Origin of the sequence: uncultured Parasphingorhabdus sp. (genome assembly GCF_963975555.1) — a bacterium.
GTDB lineage: Bacteria > Pseudomonadota > Alphaproteobacteria > Sphingomonadales > Sphingomonadaceae > Parasphingorhabdus.
The window spans coordinates 61,982-84,908 of the sequence record NZ_CAXBHH010000009.1; the positions used below are offsets into that span (position 1 = coordinate 61,982).

Annotated in this window: 20 protein-coding genes; 7 read left to right on the plus strand and 13 right to left on the minus strand. The window is 55.2% G+C overall.

The window, feature by feature from the left end; all coding sequences use genetic code 11:
• The first annotated feature begins 38 nt into the window (after positions 1–38).
• Positions 39–1,571 carry a PAS domain S-box protein gene (locus tag AAC060_RS14750; protein WP_339827566.1) on the plus strand — a complete coding sequence of 511 codons (1,533 nt, stop codon included), beginning with the start codon at positions 39–41 and terminating at the stop codon, positions 1,569–1,571.
• Positions 1,561–2,196: a response regulator gene (locus AAC060_RS14755; RefSeq protein WP_339827723.1), complete on the plus strand. Its 636-nt coding sequence runs from the start codon at positions 1,561–1,563 to the stop codon at positions 2,194–2,196. Before AAC060_RS14750 ends, AAC060_RS14755 begins: the two co-directional genes overlap by 11 nt.
• A 14-nt stretch (positions 2,197–2,210) precedes the next feature.
• On the opposite strand, the gene AAC060_RS14760 is transcribed toward AAC060_RS14755, so the two are convergent.
• The 12 genes from AAC060_RS14760 to ggt form a co-directional block, all read right to left on the minus strand.
• On the minus strand, positions 2,211–2,444 hold the full coding sequence (locus AAC060_RS14760; protein WP_339827569.1) for a hypothetical protein: 234 nt from the start codon (positions 2,442–2,444) through the stop codon (positions 2,211–2,213).
• Positions 2,441–2,596 (minus strand): cbb3-type cytochrome oxidase assembly protein CcoS, encoded by a 156-nt coding sequence (gene ccoS, locus AAC060_RS14765; RefSeq protein WP_339827572.1) that lies wholly within the window; start codon positions 2,594–2,596, stop codon positions 2,441–2,443. The genes AAC060_RS14760 and ccoS overlap by 4 nt, the downstream gene beginning before the upstream one ends.
• Positions 2,593–4,716, minus strand: coding sequence for a heavy metal translocating P-type ATPase (locus AAC060_RS14770; RefSeq protein WP_339827575.1), 2,124 nt, complete (start codon positions 4,714–4,716; stop codon positions 2,593–2,595). The genes ccoS and AAC060_RS14770 overlap by 4 nt, the downstream gene beginning before the upstream one ends.
• Entirely contained in the window at positions 4,713–5,189 is a 477-nt protein-coding gene (locus tag AAC060_RS14775; protein ID WP_339827578.1) for a FixH family protein, read from the minus strand. The genes AAC060_RS14770 and AAC060_RS14775 overlap by 4 nt, the downstream gene beginning before the upstream one ends.
• The gene (ccoG, locus tag AAC060_RS14780; protein ID WP_339827725.1) at positions 5,186–6,643 is read right to left on the minus strand and encodes a cytochrome c oxidase accessory protein CcoG; all 1,458 of its coding nucleotides are present in this window, start codon (positions 6,641–6,643) and stop codon (positions 5,186–5,188) included. The genes AAC060_RS14775 and ccoG overlap by 4 nt, the downstream gene beginning before the upstream one ends.
• The gene (ccoP, locus tag AAC060_RS14785) at positions 6,630–7,565 is read right to left on the minus strand and encodes a cytochrome-c oxidase, cbb3-type subunit III (RefSeq protein WP_339827728.1); all 936 of its coding nucleotides are present in this window, start codon (positions 7,563–7,565) and stop codon (positions 6,630–6,632) included. The genes ccoG and ccoP overlap by 14 nt, the downstream gene beginning before the upstream one ends.
• The gene (locus AAC060_RS14790) at positions 7,555–7,731 is read right to left on the minus strand and encodes a cbb3-type cytochrome c oxidase subunit 3 (protein WP_339827580.1); all 177 of its coding nucleotides are present in this window, start codon (positions 7,729–7,731) and stop codon (positions 7,555–7,557) included. Before AAC060_RS14790 ends, ccoP begins: the two co-directional genes overlap by 11 nt.
• Positions 7,728–8,462 carry a cytochrome-c oxidase, cbb3-type subunit II gene (gene ccoO, locus AAC060_RS14795; RefSeq protein WP_339827582.1) on the minus strand — a complete coding sequence of 245 codons (735 nt, stop codon included), beginning with the start codon at positions 8,460–8,462 and terminating at the stop codon, positions 7,728–7,730. Before ccoO ends, AAC060_RS14790 begins: the two co-directional genes overlap by 4 nt.
• Positions 8,463–8,472: 10 nt before the next feature.
• Positions 8,473–10,131: a cytochrome-c oxidase, cbb3-type subunit I gene (gene ccoN, locus AAC060_RS14800; protein ID WP_339827584.1), complete on the minus strand. Its 1,659-nt coding sequence runs from the start codon at positions 10,129–10,131 to the stop codon at positions 8,473–8,475.
• Positions 10,132–10,230: 99 nt separating this feature from the next.
• The gene (locus AAC060_RS14805) at positions 10,231–10,926 is read right to left on the minus strand and encodes an endonuclease/exonuclease/phosphatase family protein (RefSeq protein WP_339827586.1); all 696 of its coding nucleotides are present in this window, start codon (positions 10,924–10,926) and stop codon (positions 10,231–10,233) included.
• A gap of 16 nt (positions 10,927–10,942) precedes the next feature.
• Positions 10,943–11,488 (minus strand): DsrE family protein, encoded by a 546-nt coding sequence (locus AAC060_RS14810; RefSeq protein ID WP_339827589.1) that lies wholly within the window; start codon positions 11,486–11,488, stop codon positions 10,943–10,945.
• Positions 11,489–11,534: 46 nt separating this feature from the next.
• On the minus strand, positions 11,535–13,325 hold the full coding sequence (gene ggt, locus AAC060_RS14815; protein ID WP_339827592.1) for a gamma-glutamyltransferase: 1,791 nt from the start codon (positions 13,323–13,325) through the stop codon (positions 11,535–11,537).
• Between the two features lie 948 nt (positions 13,326–14,273).
• Between ggt and asd the strand changes: the two genes are divergently transcribed.
• A complete protein-coding gene (gene asd / locus AAC060_RS14820; protein ID WP_339827595.1) occupies positions 14,274–14,984 on the plus strand; it encodes an archaetidylserine decarboxylase in 711 nt (236 codons plus the stop codon).
• Between the two features lie 163 nt (positions 14,985–15,147).
• On the opposite strand, the gene AAC060_RS14825 is transcribed toward asd, so the two are convergent.
• Complete coding sequence (locus tag AAC060_RS14825) at positions 15,148–15,984, minus strand: SAM-dependent methyltransferase (protein WP_339827598.1); 837 nt, start codon at positions 15,982–15,984, stop codon at positions 15,148–15,150.
• Positions 15,985–16,292: 308 nt separating this feature from the next.
• Between AAC060_RS14825 and dgcN the strand changes: the two genes are divergently transcribed.
• The 4 genes from dgcN to AAC060_RS14845 all read left to right on the plus strand — a co-directional run bounded on the left by dgcN (position 16,293) and on the right by AAC060_RS14845 (position 22,915).
• Positions 16,293–17,330, plus strand: a complete 1,038-nt coding sequence (gene dgcN, locus AAC060_RS14830) for an N-acetyltransferase DgcN (protein WP_339827601.1) — start codon at positions 16,293–16,295, stop codon at positions 17,328–17,330.
• Positions 17,288–18,271, plus strand: coding sequence for an N-acetyl-D-Glu racemase DgcA (gene dgcA, locus AAC060_RS14835; RefSeq protein ID WP_339827604.1), 984 nt, complete (start codon positions 17,288–17,290; stop codon positions 18,269–18,271). Before dgcN ends, dgcA begins: the two co-directional genes overlap by 43 nt.
• A 98-nt stretch (positions 18,272–18,369) precedes the next feature.
• Positions 18,370–19,971 (plus strand): amidohydrolase family protein, encoded by a 1,602-nt coding sequence (locus AAC060_RS14840; protein ID WP_339827607.1) that lies wholly within the window; start codon positions 18,370–18,372, stop codon positions 19,969–19,971.
• Between the two features lie 247 nt (positions 19,972–20,218).
• Positions 20,219–22,915: a TonB-dependent receptor gene (locus AAC060_RS14845; protein ID WP_339827610.1), complete on the plus strand. Its 2,697-nt coding sequence runs from the start codon at positions 20,219–20,221 to the stop codon at positions 22,913–22,915.
• Positions 22,916–22,927 lie beyond the last annotated feature (12 nt).

Consider the following 22,927-nt stretch of genomic DNA (forward strand, 5'->3'; position numbering starts at 1 on the left):
CTAGTTGCGATGGGGCAGCCAAGGGATAGACATAGCAGGTGCGCGAAACGATTGCCTTTGACACAAAGCAGATTCCCTATCTGGAATCTATTCTGTCCGGGCTACCCAATTGTGTTATGATTGTCGGGCGCGATCTCCAGGCAATCAATTGCAGTTTTGCTGGGTTGAGCGTCTTGGGCGTCTCCAGCTTTGCGGAGCTGCCACAAGGCGCGCCGGGCACTTGCGTCGCCGAGGGCCATCGACCTTTTTTCAATGAAGCCATGCTCAGTGCATTCGATGTGCGTCCGAACATGGATATTGAGCCGTTTGAAGTGAAGCTCGAGTTTCCGGATGGCCGTTCCATGCTTGCGCTGTGCAATCTGGCTCCACTGGCCAATCCACAGGGTAATGTCGACGCCGTGATGATATCCTTTCAGGATTTAACCGCGCTCCGAACGACCGAAAGCAAACTGGATCGCGCCAATTCCATATTGAAATCGATCCTGACAACCATACCCGACGCCATGATCGTGATTGATGAAGATGGCTTGGTCAGTTCTTTCAGCGCGACGGCAGAAAAGATGTTCGGCTATGATCAGGAAGAGATAATCGGTAAAAATGTCAAAGTCTTGATGCCCGAACCTTATAGAGCGGCGCATGACGGCTATATCGAGCGCTATATAGAAACCAATGAAAAGCGGATTATCGGTATCGGGCGAACCGTCGTTGGCTGCCGGAAAGATGGCACAACCTTTCCGCTGCAACTGGAAGTCGGGGAAGCAAAAATCGGTGATGAGCGCTATTTTACCGGCTTCATTATAGACCTGACCGAGAAAAAGCAGACGGAAGCGGAGCTTCAGTCGCTGCAGGCGGATCTGGCTCATGCCTCGCGCTTGAGCGCCGTTGGAACATTGGCCTCTGCGCTCGCCCACGAGATCAACCAGCCGCTAACCGCGATCGCGAATTATCTTTCGGCCGCGCGGGATATGGTGGACGGCGATTTGGCGGAGAACCGGGAGCTTTTCCGCGAAGCACTGCAGGAAAGCGTGTCCGAGAGCTTGCGGGCAGGAACCATTGTCCGGCGGCTGCGGGAATTTGTCTCGCGGGGGGAGATCAACCGGCGGGTTTTATCCATTGCCCAGGTGGTGGAAGATGCGAGCGTTCTCGGTCTGATCGGAGCGCAGGAAAAAGGCGTGCAATTTTCGATTGATATCGCGCCCGATACCAATCATGTTTTTGTCGATCGCGTGCAAATCCAGCAGGTGATGGTCAATCTGATGCGCAATGCCATCGAAGCGATGGCCGATAGCGTTACCAAAAATCTGCATATTGGCGTTACGTCGATCGATGATGACCGGGTAGAAATAGCTGTATCAGATAGCGGATCCGGCATTGATCAGGAATTGGGGCACAGGCTGTTCGACCCTTTTGCCAGCACCAAAGGCGACGGCATGGGCCTGGGCCTTTCGATCTGCCGGACGATTATCGAGGCGCATGGCGGGACAATCGGTGTCGAACCCAATCCCGAAGGCGGGACGATATTCAGGATAACACTGGAAAAGGCAGGACAGGAGCAAGATGATGAGCAATGAGCGGCTGGTCTATGTCGTCGATGACGATGATTCCGTTCGGCGATCCGCTGCATTCATGTTGCGGCACGCCGGTTTCAAAGTCGAACCGGTCGAGTCCGGGGTTGCCTTTCTGAAGCTGGCGAAGGGCGCGGAACGGGGCTGCGTGCTGCTGGATGTGCGGATGCCGGAAATGGACGGCCTGCAGGTTCAACAGCAGATGATCAAGGATGGCATCGACATGCCGGTGGTGATCCTGACCGGTCACGGTGATGTTGAAATCGCAGTCCAGGCGATGCGGGCCGGAGCGATCAATTTTCTCGAGAAGCCCTATGAGAAAGAAGCGCTGATCGGGGCGATGGAAGAAGCGTTCAGCCGGTTGGAAAATAGCAATCTCAAGGAAATGGCCGCATCAGAAGCGAAAGTCCGGCTCGCCTGCCTGACCGGACGGGAGCAGGATGTGCTCGACGGTTTAATGACTGGCTATCCCAACAAGACCATCGCTTTTGATCTCGGTATCTCGCCAAGAACGGTTGAGATTTATCGCGCCAATATGATGGAGAAGCTGCGCGTTCGCAGTCTGGCAGAAGCCCTGCGGATCGGATTTGCAGCGGAAAGTGGTGAAGACCATGATGCGCGGGCTGAATAGCGGGCTGTTGAAACTCAGCTTTTCGGACTTTTCTTGCGTGACAGGCAGGCGTGGCACGGTTTCGCGCAATCATTCTTGCCATCATTCTGTTCGACAGGAATGGAAATAGTTCGCACCTGGCCATCAGCCGAACAAAGCTCGATATTCATCATTTCGGATTTTGCCGAGAGCGGCATGGCTGCAAGCGGCAGCGCAATCGCTGCGATTGCAAATTGGCTGAACCGTGAATTTCTGATGATAGCGATCATGATGGCTCGTCTTCCTCGTCGTCGATCAGGACCCGCTGGGCGGCGCCGTCGAGATCTTCGAACTGGTCGTTTCGCATCGCCCAGAAGAAGAATACCAACCCGCCAAGCCCCATGAACAGGGCAACCGGTATCAGGATTGCCAGACCGCTCAATTGGCCGCTCCGTTGAGGCGCAGGGCGTTGCCCACGACGATCAGCGACGATAATGACATGGCAATCGCCGCGATCAGCGGCGTGACCATGCCGGTGAGCGCCAGCGGGACGGCGAAGATATTATAGCCGATAGCGAGAGCGAAATTCTGGTGGACGATCTGCATGGTGCGCCGCGCAACCCTGACCGAAAGCGCTACCGGCATCAGGGATTCGCTGGTAAAGACGGCATCGGCGGCTTGCTGACCGACATCGCTGGCCGTACCGGGCGCAATCGAGACATGGGCTGCGGCAAGGGCAGGGCCGTCGTTCAGGCCATCGCCAACCATAAGGACTTTGTGGCCACTATCGGTCAGCCGCGTGATTGCTTCGACCTTGTCCTGAGGCGAGGCACCGGCTTGGGCGGTGATTCCAAGAGCGTCGGAAACCTGAGATACAGACATGGCATTATCACCGGATATGATTGACGCAGGCAATCCCAGCATCTGCAATCTTGCAATGGTCTCTGCTGCATCCGGCCGGATTTCATCTTGTAGCTGGAGCACGACTATTTCGGTTCCAACGGTCAGCTGGCTGGAAAGATGGTCCTCGGATTTCTCGGGCTTGCCGAGCATTACTTTTATGCCGTTCCAGCTTGCCGCCATGCCTTCGCCGGGCAATTCCTGAATGTCTTCCAGCGCGGCCGGTTCGATATCGAGCGCCAGCAATCCGGAGCGTATACCTTTGCTTACCGGATGACGGCTGGCTTGGGCCAGGGCCAGAGCAATCTGCTTTTGCGCCAGGCCAAGATCATCGAGATTGACCGGTGTCGGTCGACCGAGGGTGAGTGTGCCGGTCTTGTCGAAAAGCGCATAGTCGACCTCTGCCAGCCGTTCCAGTGCGCTGCCGTCCTTGACCATCACGCCTTTGCGCAACAGCGCGCCCGAGGCCACGACCTGTGCTGCCGGTACTGCAAGGCCCAGAGCGCAGGGGCAGGTGATGATCAGCACGGCGACCGCGATGAGCAGGGACTGGTGCCAGCCGGCGCCGGCAAACATCCAGAATATAAAGGCGAGCAGGGCGAGGCTATGCACCGCAGGCGCATAATAGCGGGCAGCCCGGTCGGCGACGCGCACATAGAAGGAACGGCGCTGACCAGCTTCGTCCATCAAACGGGCGATGTCCGATACGCTGGTGTCTTCGCCAGTCGCAGTGACCTGCACAATGACCGGCGATGAAAGGTTGAGCGTACCGGCAAGCGCCATATCGCCTTTGCCTCGTCGTTGTGGTTCGCTTTCGCCGGTCATCAGCGAACAGTCAAAGCTGCTTGAACCGGACTCAATTAGGCCATCTGCCGCCAGGCTTTCTCCGGCTGCAACCATCATCCGCATATCGGGAAGCAAGTCCTTGGCGGCGACCCACCGTGTCTTGCCGTCATCGTCCAGCACCATGGCACCCGGAGCGGCCTGTTTCAGCAGCGCGCCAATGCCTTCGCGCGCGCGGTCGCGCATCATGCCGTCGAGCACCCGCCCCGCGAGCAGGAAGAACAACAGCATCACCGCTCCGTCAAAATAGGCATGTTCGCCGCCGGTTGCGGTCTCGTATATACTGAGGCCGGTTGCCAGCAATATGCCGATCGAAATCGGCACATCCATATTGGTCCGGCCATAACGCAGCGCCATGGCCGCAGAAGCAAAGAACGGGCGTCCTGAATAAGCGATCACCGGAATCGCGATTAGCGCGGAAAGCCAGTGGAACAAGTCCCGCGTGACACCGCCTGCGCCAGCCCAGACGCTGACCGACAGCAGCATGATATTCATCATCCCGAAGCCGGCAACCGCGAGCGCGCGGATCAGCTTGTCTGTGCTGCCTTTTTCCTCGGACAAAGGATTGTCTGCCAGAATCTGGACATCAAATCCCAGCGCCTCGATTTTGCGCTTGAGCTGAATTTCGTCCAGTTCCGGGAGATGCGATATGGACACCTGTTTGGTCGAAAAATTGACCCGCGACGATAAAATGCCTGGCACATCACTCAGGCCATTCTCAATTTTCGAAATACAACCGGCGCAGCGAATTGCCGGTACTGCAAAGCGCGATACAAACTCCTGTGATCGATCGCCGCCTATCGGTGCAATTGCGTTCACCTTATATCCCGAACCACGCGCATCATATTGTCATTCTGGCTAACGATGATCTTCAATTTCCAACGGCCCTCGGGCAACGGCTCGATACTCTGAAACTCTCCTTCGCCGATATTGGCAAAACTGATCTCGAAAGGCTCCGTCCGACCAATGGGATGCTCTGCCAGGGCCTCCATTGTTGCGCTTTGCAACCCAGCACCATCGGGTCCGGTTACTGTTATACTGGCCTTGTCCGCTTTTCGAACGGCCGGAGAAACGGTCCAGCCGTGCGCTTTCTGTGTGCGGGCCTGTTCCAGCCATTGATTATATTTCTGGCTCGCGACATAACTATTGTCGACCACCGTGCCGCTGAATGTCGAAAGCGCGAACCGCGCCATAATCATATTCACCGTGATAACGACAGCAAAAAACGAAACGATCATGATCGTGGCGTGATAGCCCGTAAATTTTTTCACTTCGCCCGAATTCTTGCTCATTCACCTGTCTCCGGCCGTTCAAAAAATACCTCGTCAATATCATTGGCCTCGGCATCATCGACCGCGGTAACCGTTACGGCAAAGTCCTCGCGGACAGGCCCTTCGCCGGGTGCCGCTACATAGAGCCGCAGTCTGGCTACGCTATCGGCCGGTACTTTGGTTATCAGTGTCTGTCCTGCGGTTTCGCGTGATCCACTATTGGACCACATCACTCCGCCTTTAAGTTCCGTCATGCCGATGATCATGTCGCGCGGCCGGTTCTGCATATTGCGCAGGTTGATTGTGTAGCTGTTGCGGACGTGGCCGTCGGCAAGCTGGACATAGACCGGGTTGCGGTCCTTGTTGGCACTGATGTCGATGCGCGTCCGATTGCCAACCGCAAACAGCATTGCCAGACCAATCGCGCCCCAGATCGAGAAATAAGCGATCGTACGAGGACGAAACAGAGTTTTCAGAACCGGCTCGTGGGGCTTTCCGGCTTTTTCCAGCTCGGCATCTTCCAGTGTCGCATAGTCGATCAGCCCGCGTGGGCGTCCGACCTGATCCATCACCTTGTCGCAGGCATCGATGCAAAGAGCGCAGGTGATGCAGCCGATTTGCGGTCCTTCGCGAATGTCGATGCCGGTCGGGCAAACCGCGACGCATTGATTGCAGTCGATGCAGTCGCCAAAGCTGCCCGGCTGGGCTTCCGCCTTTTTAACGCTGCCGCGTGGTTCGCCGCGCCAGTCCTTATAGGTGACGGTCAGCGATTTTTCGTCCATCATCGCGGCCTGGATACGGGGCCAGGGACACATATAGATGCACACCTGCTCGCGCATGAAACCGCCGAGTATGAAGGTGGTCATCGTCAGTACGCCGACCGTCGCATAAGCGACGAAGGCCGCCTGACCGGTCCAGAAGTCGACAACCAGAGTGGGGGCATCGGCGAAATACATGATCCAGGCGCCGCCGGTCCAGAAGCCGATGAACAACCAGACCGACCATTTCAGCAGGCGCTTGCCGATCTTCTTTGGTCCCCAGGGAGCGTCCTTCAGCCGGAACTGGGCGTTGCGGTCGCCATCAATGGCGCGCTCGACATGCTGGAACAGGTCGGTCCAGACGGTTTGCGGGCAGGAATAGCCGCACCATGCCCGGCCCACGGCAGAGGTGACGAGGAACAGCCCGATACCGGCCATGACCAGCATACCCGCAACATAATAAAATTCATGCGGCCAGATTTCGATGCCGAACATGTAAAAGCGCCGGTTGGCGAGGTCGATCAGGACCGCCTGATCAGGCGCATAGGGACCCCGATCCCAGCGGATCCACGGGGTGATATAATATATGCCGAGGGTGATCGCCATAATCACCCATTTTAAGCGGCGGAAGGTCCCGTTAACCGCCTTGGGAAAGACATCCTTGCGCGCTGCGTATAGCTTCAGATCGGGATCCAGAATTTCCTTAGGATTGTTCATCATCTCCGCTCTCAGCTTTTGGCTCAGCCGCTGTATCTGCGGCCAGAAGCTTTTCACCGCCACCCAGAGAATGCACGTAGGCAGCGAGCATCCGGATCGTCGCTGGGTCAAGCCTCTGGCCCCAGCGCGGCATTACGCCATAGCGGGCATTGGTAATCGTTTCGGTCAACGTAGCGCGATCAAGGCCGTAGAGGCTGATCGCATCGGTGAGGTTGGGCGCACCCTGAACCCGGTCACCTGTGCCATCGGCACCGTGGCAGACTACGCAATTGGTTTCGAACAAGGCGGCTCCCCGCGTCGATGCTGCACTTTTCTTTTCCCGACCGGACAATAATCGGACATAAGAGACCAGATCCTGAATCTCTTTCGATTGCAATATGCCGTCTCTACCGAACGCCGGCATTTGCGAGAAACGGGTCTTGTCATGGTCCGGGTTCCGGATACCGTGGATCAGCGTATATTCGATCGTTTCGAGATCGCCGCCCCAAAGCCAGTCATCATCGTTGAGATTGGGATAGCCCTTGGAACCCGCTGCACCGAACCCGTGACATTGTACGCAGTGGACCTTGAAGGCTGATCGTCCACCTTCAATTGCCTGTTGCATAAGCTGCGGATTATCTTCCAGCGCGCGCATGTCGGTCGAGACCAATGCCTGTCGAATCGGCTCCAGTTCTGCTTGTCGTGCGGCCATTTCCTGCTCGAGCTGACCCCGGCTGGTCCAGCCTAGCGTACCTTCGGTGGCGGAATTTAACATGGGCCAGGCAGGATAGAGAATGACATATCCGATCGCCCAGACAATGCTTAAATAAAGCGCCCACAGCCACCAGCGTGGCATGGGCGTGTCCAGTTCTTCGATACCATCCCATTCATGGCCAACGGTTTCTGTCCCGGTCGGTTCGTCAATGCGCTTTTTATTGGTCATCATTGCCACCTTTTTCATGGCTATCATCAAAGATTATATTGGCGGCGTCCTTATGGTGCCGGTCCGCGTTCGGGCGGAATGTCCATCCGATAAAGGTCAGGAACACCAGACCCATGAATATGAGACCCCAGCTATCGGCAAAATGACGCATGGCATCATAGCTCATCTTGCCTGCTCCTGCGCTTCTCCGCTTTCAAAGTCGACCAGCGTACCCAACATCTGGAGATAGGCGATCAGTGCGTCCATCTCGGTCAGCTTGTCGGGATTGCCGTCGAAATCACGGACTTGTGCCTTAGGATAGCGCATTTCCAGATCGGTTGAATTGGCCATGGGATCGGCCTGTATCGCCATATCTTCATTTGCTTTTGCAACGTCATCCTTGCTGTAGGGGACACCAAGCCGGACCATGGCTTTGAGGTGAGCGCCCATATCGCCCGGATCCAGCTCCTTTTCCGCAAGAAATGCATAAGGCGGCATGATCGATACCGGCACGACAGCGCGCGGGTCCGTCAGATGCTGGACGTGCCATTCGTCGGAATAGCGTCCGCCAACCCGCGCCAGGTCCGGTCCTGTGCGCTTCGATCCCCACTGGAACGGATGATCGTACATCGATTCTGCGGCCAGTGAATAATGGCCATAGCGTTCGACTTCGTCGCGGAACGGACGGATCATCTGGCTGTGACAGGTATAGCAACCCTCGCGGACGTAGATATTGCGTCCGGCCAGTTCGAGCGGCGTATAGGGCCGCACGCCTTCCACTTCCTCGACCGTATTGTCGATCCAGAACAGCGGAGCAATCTCGACAATTCCGCCAATGGCGACGGCGATGAAGGCAAAGACCGCCAGCAGGGTTATGTTGCGCTCAAGCTTCTTATGGTGATGTGCAAGTTTTGACATATCCCGCCTCCTATTCCGCTGGCTCGGCAATGATCGGCCGATCGGCCTCGGCATTGTGAGGAGTCTCGGTCATCGATTTTTCCACCCGCTGGTGACCGGCAATGGTCATCCAGACGTTGTAAACCATGACTGCGCCTCCGGCGAGATACATCAATCCGCCAGCTGCACGGATCAGATAAAGCGGTTCCATTGCGGAAACGACTTCGCTGAACGCATAGACGAGATAGCCATCGTCACCATATTCGCGCCACATCAGGCCCTGCATGATACCGGCAACCCACAAGGCAGCGGCGTAAAGCACGATACCGATGGTCGCGAGCCAGAAATGCCAGTTCACCATGCGCAACGAATAGAGCCGTTGCTTGTCCCAAAGGCGCGGAACCAGATAGTAGATTGCCGCAAATGTGATCATGCCGTTCCAGCCGAGCGCACCGGCGTGGACGTGGCCGATTGTCCATTCGGTGTAATGGGAAAGGCTGTTAACGGCCTTGATCGACAGCATCGGTCCTTCAAAGGTAGCCATGCCGTAGAAGGCGAGGGCAAGCACCATCATCCGGATGATCGGATCGGTGCGGATCTTGTCCCATGCGCCGTTCAGCGTCATCAGGCCGTTGATCATCCCGCCCCAGCTTGGCATCCACAAGACGATCGAGAAGACCATACCGAGCGTCTGAGCCCAGTCCGGCAGCGCCGTATAATGAAGGTGATGCGGGCCCGCCCAGATGTAGAGAAAAATCAGCGACCAGAAGTGAATGATCGAGAGCCGATAGGAATAGATCGGTCGCTCCGCCTGTTTGGGGACGAAATAATACATCATCGCCAGGAACGGGACGGTCAGGAAGAATGCCACAGCATTATGTCCGTACCACCATTGGGTCAGGGCATCCTGCACGCCGGCAAAGGCGCTGTAGCTTTTCGCGCCCAACAGGCTGACGGGCATCGACAGGCCGTTGACGACATGCAGCATGGCGATGGTCAGAATGAAGCTCAGATAGAACCAGTTTGCGACGTAAATATGTGGCTCGGTTCGCTTCACCAGCGTGCCGATAAAGACCACGGCATAGGCGATCCAGACGATGGTCAGCCACAGATCGACATACCATTCCGGTTCGGCATATTCCTTGGACTGGGTAATGCCGAGCAGATAGCCGGTGGCAGCCAGTATAATGAACAGCTGATAGCCCCAGAAAACAAAACGGGCGAGACGGGGGAAGGCCAGCCTCGCCCTGCACGTGCGCTGCACGACATAATAAGACGTCGCGATGAGCGCATTGCCTCCGAAAGCAAAAATAACCGCAGACGTATGCAGCGGTCGCAACCGTCCAAACGTCGTATATTCGAGCCCTAGATTGAGCGCCGGAAACACCAGTTGCAGGGCAATATAAAGGCCGACTGAAAAGCCGGCGATGCCCCAGAAAATGGTCGCAATCACACCCCAGCGGATGGGATCGTCGTCATATTTCCCGGGATCGGCGGGCGCTTTCAATATTCCGCGACCGATGGCAGCATAATCCGCCTTGCTCACGGTGACCCAGAGGGCAATCAGGCAGGCAAGCATGATGATTGCCATATGGATAGCGAAGCCACTGTCCACAGCCAATACCATCGCAATGAATGCCAGAAATACGAGCGCCAGCCATCCGCCAGCCTTCAGCAGTAAATTGTCCATAACGTCCTTCCACGTTTAGTCGGAATGCCGCTACCAGCCCACCGTTGAACGCGACATAGGTAGAGTTACGTATACGGTTAATCGAACGGGAACAAGTTGTCAGTCGACCGCGATTTGGGCCCAGACCGGCAAATGGTCGGATGCCTTGCGGGCCGCCGGACTGTCGTGAACACCCGAGGCCGACGATTGGATGTCGTCGGAATGCATGATCCGGTCGAGCGTCGCGATCGGACTGCGGGAATGAAAACTGCGGCCACAATCGACCATCTCGAAGGCCTTGCCAAAATCCTTCAGGCAACCGCTGGCAGCGCTCCATTCATTGAGATCGCCCATCAGCACGACCGGGACATCGCGTTGCTTTTCCTGCGCGAGCTTGATGATCGCAGCGGCCTGCCGTCTGCGCCATAGGCCAGACAGGTCGAGATGCATGCCGAAAATCGCCAGCTCTTTGCCCTCCCACTCGCAATGGGCCATGATCGCGCCGCGTGGTTCGAGGCAGGGTATATGCATGACATCGTGCGCGATCACCGTTGCGGATTTGCGGACCAATATTGCATTGCCGTGCCAGCCCATGGAATCGATCTGTACATCCAGCGGAATCGCCCGATAGTCGCTGTGCATCTCGAGCAGCTTCTCGGGAATAGCAGCGGCCCTTGCGCCAAAACGGCGGTCAGCCTCCTGCAGCGCGATAATATCGGCGTCGATCTCGTTCAGCACGTCTACGATCCGGCCGGGGTTGCGACGCCTGTCGGTGCCCACCCCCTTGTGGATATTATAACTTGCGACCTTCAACATTAGTTTTTTCGCTGAATTAGAATGGGTTGATCGTGTAGCCTTGCTGTTGCAGCAAAGCGTGCGCGGTCATTGCTGAGAGCGACATTTTTACGCCCGGCAGAAGATCATCATTGCTAATGCCATTGGCTGCTGCGCTTTGGCCGCACAGGTAAAATTTGACGCCATGGTCCTGCAATTGTGCGATGGCAGCAGCACTGGCATTTTTCCTGCCGTCTTTTTTTGCCGCGAAGAAATTCTGATTGGTCAGGTCGACGGATGCGCCGCCATGTACAACGATGGCGAGATGGATATTCTCTTCCGGAACCCCGGCTTTCACTTGCATGTTGATGAAGCGGGCAGCGCTTTCGATAGTGCGGTTGATCTTGTCCGGATCAGCCGCCGTCGAGACGTCGAAGGCAATGTGAAATGTCGAGTCTGCAGCCAGGGGCTCGCTTTGCTCAACCGGCGCAGTCGGACCGAAATCCGTAAAAACCGGGCCGGGCTTGAAATTTTCCATCTGGGCCGACGCGGGTTGCGCGAGGGCCAGTAGCGGCAACAGGGCGACAAGAAGGGTTTTGTGCATTTTCATTCCATTTCATTATGATATTTGAGGCAAAAGTGATGCTTGCTTAATATCCAATCGCCTGACCATCTTTGCGCATTTCGGTGGCGCCGGTATAGACGCCTGTCTCTGCGTCGCGGGTGATCGCCTGATAGCCGCCGAACATCGCGCCGTTATCAACAACTTCTACAACATGTCCCATCGCCCTCAGCCTTTCGATCGTTTCCGCCGATATGCCCGGTTCGACATTGAGTATACCCAGCAGATCGGCACCGGTTCCAGCCAGATCATCGGTTGGCTGGCGTCCGCCGTCATGGTTCAGGCGCGCCGCGTCTCCGGCTTCCTGCAGATTCATGCCATAATCGACCAGATTGATCATCACCTGGACATGGCCCTGCGGCTGCATGCCGCCGCCCATCAGGCCGAAAGACATGAACGGTTTGCCGTCCTTCTTCATGAAGGCGGGGATGATCGTCTGGAATGGACGTTTGCCGGGCGCGTAGGCATTGGGATGGTTGGCATCGAGCGAGTATAATTCTCCGCGATCCTGAAACATGAAGCCGAGCCCGTCTGCGACCAGCCCGCTGCCCATGCCGCGATAATTGGACTGGATCAGGGACACCATCATGCCATCCTTGTCGGCAACGGTGAGATAGGTCGTGTCGCCTTCGCCTTCCAGCTTCGGCTCGCCCGGACCGAAGCCGGGTGTGGCTTTGGCCGGATCGATCAATGCGAAACGCTCCTTGCCATAATCATCCGACAGCAGCCAATCCAACGGGGCAGGGGAGGCCTCTGGATCAGCGTAAAAGCGTGCGACATCCTCAAAGGCCAATCTTTTCGCTTCGGTAATATAATGCAGCACCTCGGCGCTGCCGCGCGGCCATTGGGTCAGATCGACATTCTTGAGGATATTCGCCATCTGCAGCGCCGCGAACCCTTGCGAGTTAGGTGGCAGTTCGCACAGCTCATAACCCTTGCGATAGTCAACGCAGCCCGGTTCGACCCACAGACTGCTGTGCGCGGCGAAGTCCTCGTAACGCAGATTGCCGCCAATCCGTTTGAAATAGCTATCGATGGTTCTCGCAATTTCGCCTTTGTAAAAGGCATCGCGGCCACCGGTGGCTATCTTGCCGAGCGTGTTGGCGAGATCAGGATTCTTGAAAATCTCGCCCGCCTTGGGCGCACCGTTTTTGAAATAGGTGTTCCGCGCATTGTCAAAATCACCAATCATATCGAGGCTTTGCTCGAATCTCTTGAGATTGCTGTCGAGATAATAGCCGATCACCGGCGCTACCGGATGGCCTTCCCTGGCATAGGCGATGGTCGGCGCGAGGATATCAGCCATGCTCAGCTTGCCGAATTTTCCGTGCATTTCGAACCAGGCGTCGACGGTCCCGGGAACGGTAATCGGCATCGGGCCGAAGGGCGGGATGGTCTTGCTGCCCTTGAGCTGCTTGATGAACTGCTTGTAGCTGGTTCCCATCGGGCTTTTGCCCGATCCGTTGAGGCCGTATAATTTCTGTGTTTTCGGGTCCCAGATGATCGCGAACAGATCGCCGCCCATGCCGTTGCCGGTCGGCTCCATCAGACCCAGCGCCGCGTTCGCCGCAATCGCCGCATCGACCGCCGTGCCGCCCTTTTTGAGAATATCTATGGCGATCTGGCTGGCCAGTGGATGAGCGGTCGCCGCCATGCCATGCTGGGCATATACCGGACTGCGCGACCAGGCTTCACCTACTGGCCGCCCGCCGGCACCTATATCCAATGCCGGTTTCTCAGGAGTTTTTGTGTCCTGCGCAGTGGCAGGGCTGGCCGTGAACGCGGCGAGGGCGATGGTGGAAAGAAGCAGGTTGCGCATGTTATCATCCGTCTTGAAGGGGCGTGTGTATGGCGTGGTGCGTGAAATGCCCACTCTAACCAGTCTGCTTCCCGCATCAAGTAGGAACGATGGTTGTAGTCTCGATTTGAATTGCCGCTTTTGGGTCTCGGCGGCTATTCAGCCAGATATAGACTCATCGCCCACGGTGGGCCCACGAGCGGACATTGAAATGTTGAAGCTGTCAGTCAGCAACCGCCCCAATTGCAGCCGCTGGTATTTATGATAATGGAAGACCCATGAGCTTACTAACTCCACCTTGCCCTAGCTGTGGAATAGCAGTGCCGTTCAAAAAAACTCAGTGGGGGTTGGGGAAGCCTTTTGCGTGTGAAGGTTGTAACGCCAAGCTACTGATCTCGCGCAACTACTGGATAGGTTTAGGGGCTTTCATAGTCTTTTGGCGTCTTAAAGGGCGTGCGGAAACCACGGCAGAAATTTTACTCCTGCTTGTTGGACTTCTATTAGCTGTTCTCATTCTCTCCCGCGTCTTTCTTACCCCGAGAATCGTTTGATCCCAATGGCCGCTCGCCACCCAAGTTCGGTCATTCAGCCGCAAATTGGGATGTGCTAAGAGCGGAAGACCCTCGCTTACCCTTGATGAGGTCAGGCGCTTTAGATGCAAGCGGCCAAGCCGCTAGTTGAATTTTTACGAAGCAGGGAATATCTGTGCTGTGCTAGAATTTTAAACATCGCTCGAGCACATCGTGTATCCGCCAAAATCCGAAGCGGCGTTCTGGCAGGACTTACGGTCTGAGAATCGGTGGATCAATTGATGCGAGAAAATTATTGTTTGAACGATTGAAAGTCGCGTCCCAGTACATGCTGCCAAAGCGGGGCCTTACTGCCTTTGCCGGGCGCGTTGCCGAAGCAGAGCGAGGCGAGCGAACGACCCGGCTGATACGCTGGTTCGTCGACAAATATGCTGTCGATATGAGCGAGGCAGAAAATCCGGACATCTCGAGTTATAACAGCTTCAACGCCTTCTTCACCCGTCCGCTCAAAGCCGGCGTGCGACCTATATCGGAAGCGGATTTTGCCTGCCCGGTGGATGGCGCGATCAGTCAGGTCGGTGCTATTGATGACCACCACATTCTTCAGGCTAAGGGCCATTCGTTTACTACGACCGAGTTGCTTGGTGGCGATACAGCATTAGCAGCAAAGTTCCGCAACGGCAGCTTCGCCAATGTTTATCTGTCGCCCAAGGATTATCACCGCTTGCATATGCCTTGCGACGGCAGGCTCATGAGCATGATCTACGTGCCGGGCTCGCTGTTTTCCGTTAATCCTATTACTGCGCGCGGCGTGCCTAACCTCTTCGCGCGAAACGAACGGGTGGTATGTATATTTGAATCAGCGGAGCATGGTACGTTCGCGATGGTCCTGGTTGGTGCTACAATCGTCGGTAGCATGGCAACGGTTTGGCACGGCGTAGTCAGACCAAAGCCTGCCAAGAAGATTATGCAATGGAATTATACGGATCTGAATGTCACGCTCGAAAAGGGCGAAGAGATGGGGCGGTTCCTGCTCGGCTCCACGGTGATCATGCTGTTCCGGCCACAGACCGTCGCTTTCTCAGCTGACTGGGCACCGGAGAAATCGGTGCGTCTCGGCGAAAAAATGGGCAATCGGCCGCGTTTGTGAAGTTTCATCGACCAGCATCGCAAGTCTTCCAACTTGGCAGCGTCTGGCAGTTCGCTGCTATTCGTTGAACCATCCGTTTAGTCCGCTTTCGTGGGCGGCCTCGACCGGTGGGATGCGTTGCGGAGCTATGTAGCCACAGCGGCGCGAAAACGAGAGCGCAGCTTCACTCCGAGCGGATCAATCCCGCCTCGCGCATCAGCGTCTCCAGCTTGATCCCGCCAAAACCATAGGCCTTTTTATAAGCTTCATATTGCTCAAGATATTTGGGGGACGGCTTGTTCTTCTTGATGGCTGTGATCAGCGTGTTCTTTTGCGTGTGCTCGGTAGAGACGAAATCGATGACGTCGACTTGGTAACCCTGAGACCGGAGCAGCATCACGCGGCTGTTGTCGGTGATCAGGTCGGCCTGTTTTTGCAGAAACAGGCCGTGCGAGATGAACTTCCGGTTTTCGGTCTCGCTTTTTTGCAGGTCCACGAGAACTTCGTGCTGGCAGCAGGGGGCGCAGACGATCAGTTTGGATTTCGACCTTATGCCATAGAATAAGGCATCATCGGTCGCCGTGTCGCAGGCGTGCAGGGCGATGATCGCATCATAATAGCCCTGAACGAAATCCTCGGCTTTCATATTGTGAAATGCCAAATTTTCAAAACCGGACGTTTGCGCCGCTTCATTGCAAAGGTCGACCATCTCCGAGCGTGTATCAACACCGTCTATCTTCGGGTTTAGTCCGGCCTGGGCCAGTTGGTCATACATCGCAAAGGTGAGATAGCCCTTGCCCGATCCGATATCTAGAACCTTGACCCGCTTCTGTTTGACCGCCTGCGTCCGCTCGATCCGTTCAATGAAAATCTCGACGAAGCGGCAGATCTGGCGATATTTCCCGTATCTATTAGGCTTGATCTCTCCGGCGTCGTTCGCAACGCCTAGCGCCTTCAGAAAGGGGCTGTCGCTTTTGATCCGGTAGTTCTTGTCGCGGTTATGGGGCTTTGTATCGGTCATCGGCTAGGCCATAAATATATTTGTCAGGATTGATAGTTTTTTGGTGATTACCGGGTTCGGGAATTGCCAATCGGGTTAGTGGTGCCGCTCCTAACAACGCGATTACCCGCAGGGCTTGCGCCTCAAGCACTATGAGGAAAATCATCCCAAAAGCTGTAAGTGATGGACCCTATCCACAGAGGACAGGCTGGCCCACAAGATTTTCGTTCCACCTATAAGGTGAGGTTATACCTTTAGTGCTGCATATGATATTACCGCTGGAGCCCAATCGCCTACCAAAGGGTCGAACTCTAACAACGGTCGGCGCTATGATACAAACTCCATATCTACTTTATCTCGGATCCACGTCAGATCCTTTATCGATCAAGACCTCCCGCGGGATTGCGATGTTTCGTCCTGATGATTGCGTCGGAGAATTCGTGCATGAAGGCAGTCCCCTGACCCTCGGCTTGCCTCAAATGGCCTTCTCGCAAGCAGTGCAAGCGGGAGCCAAGACACTGGTCCTCGGAGTTGCGAGTGCAGGCGGGGCGCTAACCGACGAACTTATAACAGATGCGGAAGCCGCGCTGAACGCAGGGCTGGACATCGTCTCGGGATTGCACAGCCGTTTGCGGGACGTTCCCAAGCTTGCGGAAATAGCCGCGCGCAATGGGCGCAGGTTGATTGACGTGCGCGATCCCGCCACGGATTTGAAGGTTGGAACCGGGGTGCGCCGCGAAGGACTACGTCTTCTTACCGTCGGCACCGATTGTTCGGTAGGAAAAATGGTCGCAACGCTTTGCATTGAAAAGTCGATGCGGGCTCGCGGCTATCGCGCGGACTTCCGCGCCACCGGTCAGACAGGCATAATGATCGCCGGGTCCGGCGTGCCGGTTGATGCCGTTATCGCCGATTTTATTTCCGGTGCGATCGAGCAGCTTGCGCCAGAGAGAAATGACGGTGGATGGGATCTGATCGAAGGGCAGGGTTCGCTTTTCCATCCGTCTTTCGCCGGCGTTTCAACGGGGCTTCTCCATGGCGCCCAACCCAGCGCGATTGTTATCTGCCATGAACCGATGCGGACACATATGCGCGGGCTTCCGCATTATCCGATGCCAACCCTTGAAAGCACGATCGCCGCAAATCTCGAACGGGCACGTCTCACCAGTCCGGACGTAATCGCGGTCGGGGTTGCGGTTAACACCTCCATGCTGGCCGAAAAGGACGCTCGGATTGTGTGTGACAGAATTGCGGAAACGACTGGTTTGCCTTGCGTCGATCCATATGCACAAGGCGCTGATCCCATAATTGACAGGATTGAAAAATGCTTCGCCATCTCTCGGCCATCCACGTCCCTTTCCGCCTGAAGCGGCCTTTTCGCATTTCGCGGGGGATCAAGTCGGTATCCGACACCATCTTCGTGGAAATTCGTGATGGCAACGATATAGGGCGTGGTGAAAGCGTGCCTTATGCCCGTTATAATGAAACGATTGACGGAGTGCTTGCCCAGATCGACTCTGCTCGCGGAGAAATTGAAGCGGGCGCTGATCGTGAACGGTTGTTGGAGATCATGCCGCCGGGCGCTGCCCGCAACGCCATTGACTGCGCGCTTTGGGATTTGGAGGCGAAGCAGACGGGCCTATCCGTTACTGAACGGATAGGCTGGGAAAAGCTTAAGCCCGTCTCTACGGCCATAACGGTGAGCCTGGATATACCCGAGAACATGGCAGCGGCAGCACAGCAGTTGAAAGATGTGCCGCTGCTGAAAATAAAGGTCGATGCTTCCAATCCGATAGATGCTGTGCGCGCGGTTCGTGCAGTCGCGCCAAATCCTCGAATAATAGTAGATCCTAACGAAAGCTGGTCCATCGAGCAGCTCGCATTGTGGCAGCAACAGCTTGTAGACCTGCGGGTTGACCTGCTCGAGCAACCTTTGCCCGCCGAGAATGACGCGGAACTGGAAGGTTTCGAGGCGCTTATTCCGCTCGCAGCTGACGAGTCCGGCCATGTAGCCGACGACCTGGCGCAGTTGGCTCGCCGCTATGACTATGTGAACATTAAACTCGACAAGACAGGTGGCCTGACTACTGCGCTCGCGATGCTGGAGGCGGCTGAACGCGAGGGGCTTGGCCTGATGGTCGGCTGTATGGTTTCCAGCTCGCTTTCCATCGCACCCGCCATGGTAATCGCGCAGCGTTGCGCCTTTGTCGATCTCGATGGTCCGACGTGGCTTATGGACGATCTCAAAAACGGGGTGATAGAAAATTGTGGAACTATGACTCCTCCAGCGCCCGGCTTCTGGGGGTAGGTATATCTTATGGTTATACTGCACTGCACAAAAATCATTGGCTTAAGCATAGCGAACGTTCAAACTGCACATAATATAATTATCATTCGGGGGTTATTATGAAGAATATTATACCAGAAACCGCACGGGCCGTCGCAAGTTCATTGGCGGTCGGGTTGCTGTTGAGCGCCCCGGCAACGGCACAAACCCCGGAACCCGCTACATCAGTTGATATTCTTATAGCAGGCGGAACGATTTATCCGGGCGGCGCTGAACCCTATGTTGGTGATATCGCCATTTCAGGGGACCGGATTGTTTTTACGGGGCAGCATTATGCCGGAAAAGCGCTGCGCACTATTGATGCAAAAAATATGATTGTGTCACCCGGCTTCATAGACACACATACCCATGTCGGCGATGCGTTAACGTCAGATTTGCCGGCCGCAAGGCTGGTAATGCCGTTTCTAACCCAAGGTGTGACCACCGCGTTTATTGGCGTCGACGGCGGAGGGGAAACTGATATATCAGCGGTTTTTGCCAAGGGTTCCGGTCGTGATTACGGTATCAATTTCGCGAGTTATATCGGTCTGGGCGCGCTTCGAAAAAATGTGATCGGAAGCGATGATCGTGCTCCGACGAAAACGGAGCTGACCGAGATGACGACATTGGTCGACGAAGCCATGTGTCAGGGAGCCCTCGGGCTGTCGACTGGTCTATTCTACGCACCTCAAAGTTACGCCAAAGAAGGTGAGGTCGTCACATTAGCGAAGGTGGCGGCCAAACACGGCGGAGTTTATGACAGTCATATCAGGGATGAATCGAGTTACACAATAGGACTCGAAGGTGCTGTTTCCGAGGCGATAGCCATCGGGAAAGAAGCCGGAATTCCAGTACATATTGCGCATATCAAGGCGCTGGGTGTCGATGTACATGGCAAGGCATCCGCTATTATTGAAACGATAGAGAAGGCTCAATCGGCGGGGCAGGTCGTTCATGCCGATCAATACCCGTGGTCAGCGTCAGGCACTGGGCTCGATGCGTCGTTGCTTCCCCGATGGGCCCAAGATGGTGGCCGAAAATCAACTTTGGAGCGATTTGACGACCCTTCACAACTGGCAAAGATCAAAACAGAGATGGCTGACAACCTGCGGCGACGTGGTGGCCCGGATTCGCTGTTGATTACAAGCGGTCCGGCCGATGTAAAGGGCAAGACCCTGGCTGAGCTGGCTCAGGAAGCGGGGGTTGACCCTGTGCAGGCGGCGATCGATTTGTTGCGCCGGTTTGATCTTAGAGTCGCCTCGTTCAATCAGGATGAGGCTGATATTGCTGCCTTTATGAACCGGCCCTGGGTCATGACCAGTTCGGATGCGTCATTGGGGCACCCGCGTTACTACGCCAGCTTTGCCCGGAAGTACGACACATATGTGAAGGATCTCGAGGTAATCAATCTCAGGCAGTTTATCGACCAGAGCACTGCGGTGCCGGCAAAATTATTCTCGCTGGAGGGCCGTGGAACGCTTTCAAAGGGCGCCTATGCCGATGTGCTTGTATTTGATCCTGAAACCTATGCGCCGCGAGCAACGTTCATTGAGCCGACGCTTTTCTCGGCCGGTGTGCAAACCGTGTTGGTCAACGGTGTTCTGGCGATCGACAAAGGAGTGCCCACAGGCAAGGCCGCAGGTCAGCCATTGCCGCGGAAGCCGAAGAACAATGGTTGTTAAGTACCAGTAGGAACGTACTAAATTAATATAATTAACCAGATTTAATAGATACATTTACGCCAAGTAATATGGTGAAATGATTCTAGTGATATAAGTAAAAATAGGGAGTTTAATAATGTCGGGTAAACTAATCACTTCACATATAGCGCTGGCGGCCAGTCTGCTTTTTGCGCCGAACAGCATAGCGCAAGCCCAAACCCAATCGGACGATAGTCAGAAAATCGAAGATAAGGGTAGCGCGCCGATTGTGGTAACCGGCACGCGTATCCAGCGAGATGGCTACAGCGCGCCCACCCCGCTAACCGTATTGAGCACCAGTGACATTGAAGCGAGCGCGCCAGCAAACGTGGCCGACTTCGTAAATGAAATTCCTTCGGTGGTCGGGAGCGCCACGCCTGCTAGCACCAACCTCAACATGAGTTCGGGTACTTCCGGTCTCAATACCATCAATCTTCGCGGACTGGGTTCCAGCCGGACACTCGTTTTGCTCAACGGACAGCGCTCGGTCGGTTCGGCACTTGGCGGACAGGTCGACGTCAATACATTTCCCCAAGCCCTGATTTCCGGAGTTGAGGTTGTAACGGGAGGCGCTTCGGCTGCCTATGGTTCGGACGCGGTCTCCGGTGTGGTAAACTTCATTCTTGATGAAAAATACACAGGTTTGAAAACTAGCGCCGAAGCAGGCATTTCAACATATGGTGATGCCGCCAATCGCAAATTTGACGCCACCTTTGGGACGCCATTTGCCGACGGACGGGGCCATATTCTTCTCAACGGCGAAATAGCGGTTCGTGATGGTCTGAATAGTGTGCCGAGAGACTGGAACAATAAGGGCTGGTACCAGATAACCAACCCTGCATATGTGGCAGGAAACGGTCAACCCGAGCGACTAATCACCGACAAGGCTGGTCTCAGCCTTGCGACACCCGGTGGCCTTATTACAGGCGGGTCTTTGCGTGGTACGTACTTCGGCAATGGCGGTACGATTGGGCAGCTAGACTACGGTACGGTTAGTGATCCATGGTTTGTCGGAGGGGACTGGGCGCTTACTCAGGTCAACAACACCCAATCACTGGATCCTGAAGAAAACCGCAAAAATATCTTTGGTCGGATCAGTTATGAAGTAGCACCCTGGTTGAACGTGTTTGCACAGGCGAGCTATTCTCGATCAGTCAATAGCGGGCAACTCGGTATCCACCGTAATCAAGGCAATGTAACGATCCAGGCCGACAATGCTTTCCTCCCAGCTAGCATCCAGACCCAGCTTGCTGCCGCAAATGAAACTTCATTCAGGTTTGGTACCACAAACGCCGACCTCGGTATTCGGACTAATGAGACAAAGCGTGGAGTACAAAGATACGTTGTAGGAGCAGATGGAGAATTTAGTCTGTTCGGCAATCTTGCCCGCTGGGACGCATATATCCAGAAGGGTATTGCCAAAACGCGGGAATCAGCGCTCGGCATTGCAAATAACACGCGACTTACGCAGGCAACCGACGCAGTATTCGCGCCGGCCGGAAATAGCCTGGGTGTTGCAGCAGGCACGATCGTCTGTCGCTCGTCGCTGACGACCCCTGATAACGGTTGTGTCCCCCTTAACCGCTTCGGGACCAATGTTGCCGATTCAGAAGCAGTCGACTGGATCCTGGGCGATCTCTATCGTTTGCAGCGATTCGAGCAAAACGTCTATGCGGCCAATCTATCCTTCGATGCTTTCCAATTGCCTGCCGGGGCCGTTGCTGTCGCCATCGGCGGTGAACACCGTACGGAAGAAGTCTCCGGTTATGTTGAAGAGCAATATCAGTCAGGCTGGTTTACCGGTAACTTCCTGCCAAGCTTTGGTGATTATTCTGTAACCGAAGGATATCTGGAACTGCTTGTACCTGTTCTCGACAGTCTTGACGTTAATGGTGCGATCCGTGCCACCGATTATTCCACGTCGGGATTTGTAACGACCTGGAAGGTCGGAGCGAGCTTCGAACCCATTGAGGGTCTTCGGTTCCGCGCTACTCGTTCGCGCGATATTCGGGCACCTAATCTGGCGGAATTATTCACGGCGGGTTCCACTCGATCAAATACTGTCCTTGACCCGTTCAATAATAACCAGTCGACACCATTTGCGGGTACCGCGACAGGTAATCCTAATCTTGACCCCGAAAAAGCGGATCAATGGGGCGTGGGCGTTATTTTTCAGCCTTATTTCTTGCCAGGATTTTCTGCCTCGGTTGATTATTACGACATCAAGATCGATGATGCGATTGACTCTCTTGATGCGCAAACGATCATCGATCGATGCTTTGAAGGCGTCACGCAATATTGTGCTGCTATAGTGCGGGGAGCGAATGACTTCGGTACCAATCTGCAGATTTTTGAAAGCCCCTTCAACTTTGCTTCGCAACGCGCGCGCGGACTCGACTTCGAGACGTCTTACCAGACCAGTCTTGGCTCAGGTTCTTTAATGCTCCGTGGGATTGCGACGCTCTATCTTGAAAATACCGTCGACAACGGGCTGGATCCGGCAGTTGATATCGTTGGACAGAATAGCAACGGTGGCAATCCGGAATTTCTGTACAGGTTAACGGCATCTTACAAAAACGGACCACTGCGTCTCAACCTGATTGGACGTGGAATTAGCTCTGGTACCTATGACAATAGTTTTGTCGAGTGCGTCGATAGCTGTCCGGTATCGACTTCCACTGCACGTACGATAAATACGAACCATATTGATGGCGCATTCTATCTTGATGCTTCGGTTTATCACGATTTCAGTTTCGGATCATCTGACCTGACTATGTTCCTGTCTGTATCAAACCTTCTGGACAAGGATCCTCCGGTCGTAGCTTCGGGACCTGCTGGTAGCGCCTATGCAACGCCGGCAACCAACCAGTCTCTCTATGACCTGCTCGGGCGGTCATTTCGGATCGGTGCGAAGATCAATTTCTAACGTCTAGATTTG

What these genes read in the sequence shown, in the direction of transcription:
- AAC060_RS14755 (WP_339827723.1), top strand. Translation starts at nt 1,561, where the DNA reads ATGAGCAATGAGCGGCTGGTCTATGTCGTCGATGACGATGATTCCGTT.
- AAC060_RS14760 (WP_339827569.1), bottom strand. Translation starts at nt 2,444, where the DNA reads ATGATCGCTATCATCAGAAATTCACGGTTCAGCCAATTTGCAATCGCA.
- AAC060_RS14775 (WP_339827578.1), bottom strand. Translation starts at nt 5,189, where the DNA reads ATGAGCAAGAATTCGGGCGAAGTGAAAAAATTTACGGGCTATCACGCC.
- ccoG (WP_339827725.1), bottom strand. Translation starts at nt 6,643, where the DNA reads ATGAACAATCCTAAGGAAATTCTGGATCCCGATCTGAAGCTATACGCA.
- ccoP (WP_339827728.1), bottom strand. Translation starts at nt 7,565, where the DNA reads ATGACCAATAAAAAGCGCATTGACGAACCGACCGGGACAGAAACCGTT.
- AAC060_RS14790 (WP_339827580.1), bottom strand. Translation starts at nt 7,731, where the DNA reads ATGAGCTATGATGCCATGCGTCATTTTGCCGATAGCTGGGGTCTCATA.
- ccoO (WP_339827582.1), bottom strand. Translation starts at nt 8,462, where the DNA reads ATGTCAAAACTTGCACATCACCATAAGAAGCTTGAGCGCAACATAACC.
- ccoN (WP_339827584.1), bottom strand. Translation starts at nt 10,131, where the DNA reads ATGGACAATTTACTGCTGAAGGCTGGCGGATGGCTGGCGCTCGTATTT.
- AAC060_RS14805 (WP_339827586.1), bottom strand. Translation starts at nt 10,926, where the DNA reads ATGTTGAAGGTCGCAAGTTATAATATCCACAAGGGGGTGGGCACCGAC.
- AAC060_RS14810 (WP_339827589.1), bottom strand. Translation starts at nt 11,488, where the DNA reads ATGCACAAAACCCTTCTTGTCGCCCTGTTGCCGCTACTGGCCCTCGCG.
- ggt (WP_339827592.1), bottom strand. Translation starts at nt 13,325, where the DNA reads ATGCGCAACCTGCTTCTTTCCACCATCGCCCTCGCCGCGTTCACGGCC.
- asd (WP_339827595.1), top strand. Translation starts at nt 14,274, where the DNA reads ATGAGCGAGGCAGAAAATCCGGACATCTCGAGTTATAACAGCTTCAAC.
- AAC060_RS14825 (WP_339827598.1), bottom strand. Translation starts at nt 15,984, where the DNA reads ATGACCGATACAAAGCCCCATAACCGCGACAAGAACTACCGGATCAAA.
- dgcN (WP_339827601.1), top strand. Translation starts at nt 16,293, where the DNA reads ATGATACAAACTCCATATCTACTTTATCTCGGATCCACGTCAGATCCT.
- dgcA (WP_339827604.1), top strand. Translation starts at nt 17,288, where the DNA reads ATGCTTCGCCATCTCTCGGCCATCCACGTCCCTTTCCGCCTGAAGCGG.
- AAC060_RS14840 (WP_339827607.1), top strand. Translation starts at nt 18,370, where the DNA reads ATGAAGAATATTATACCAGAAACCGCACGGGCCGTCGCAAGTTCATTG.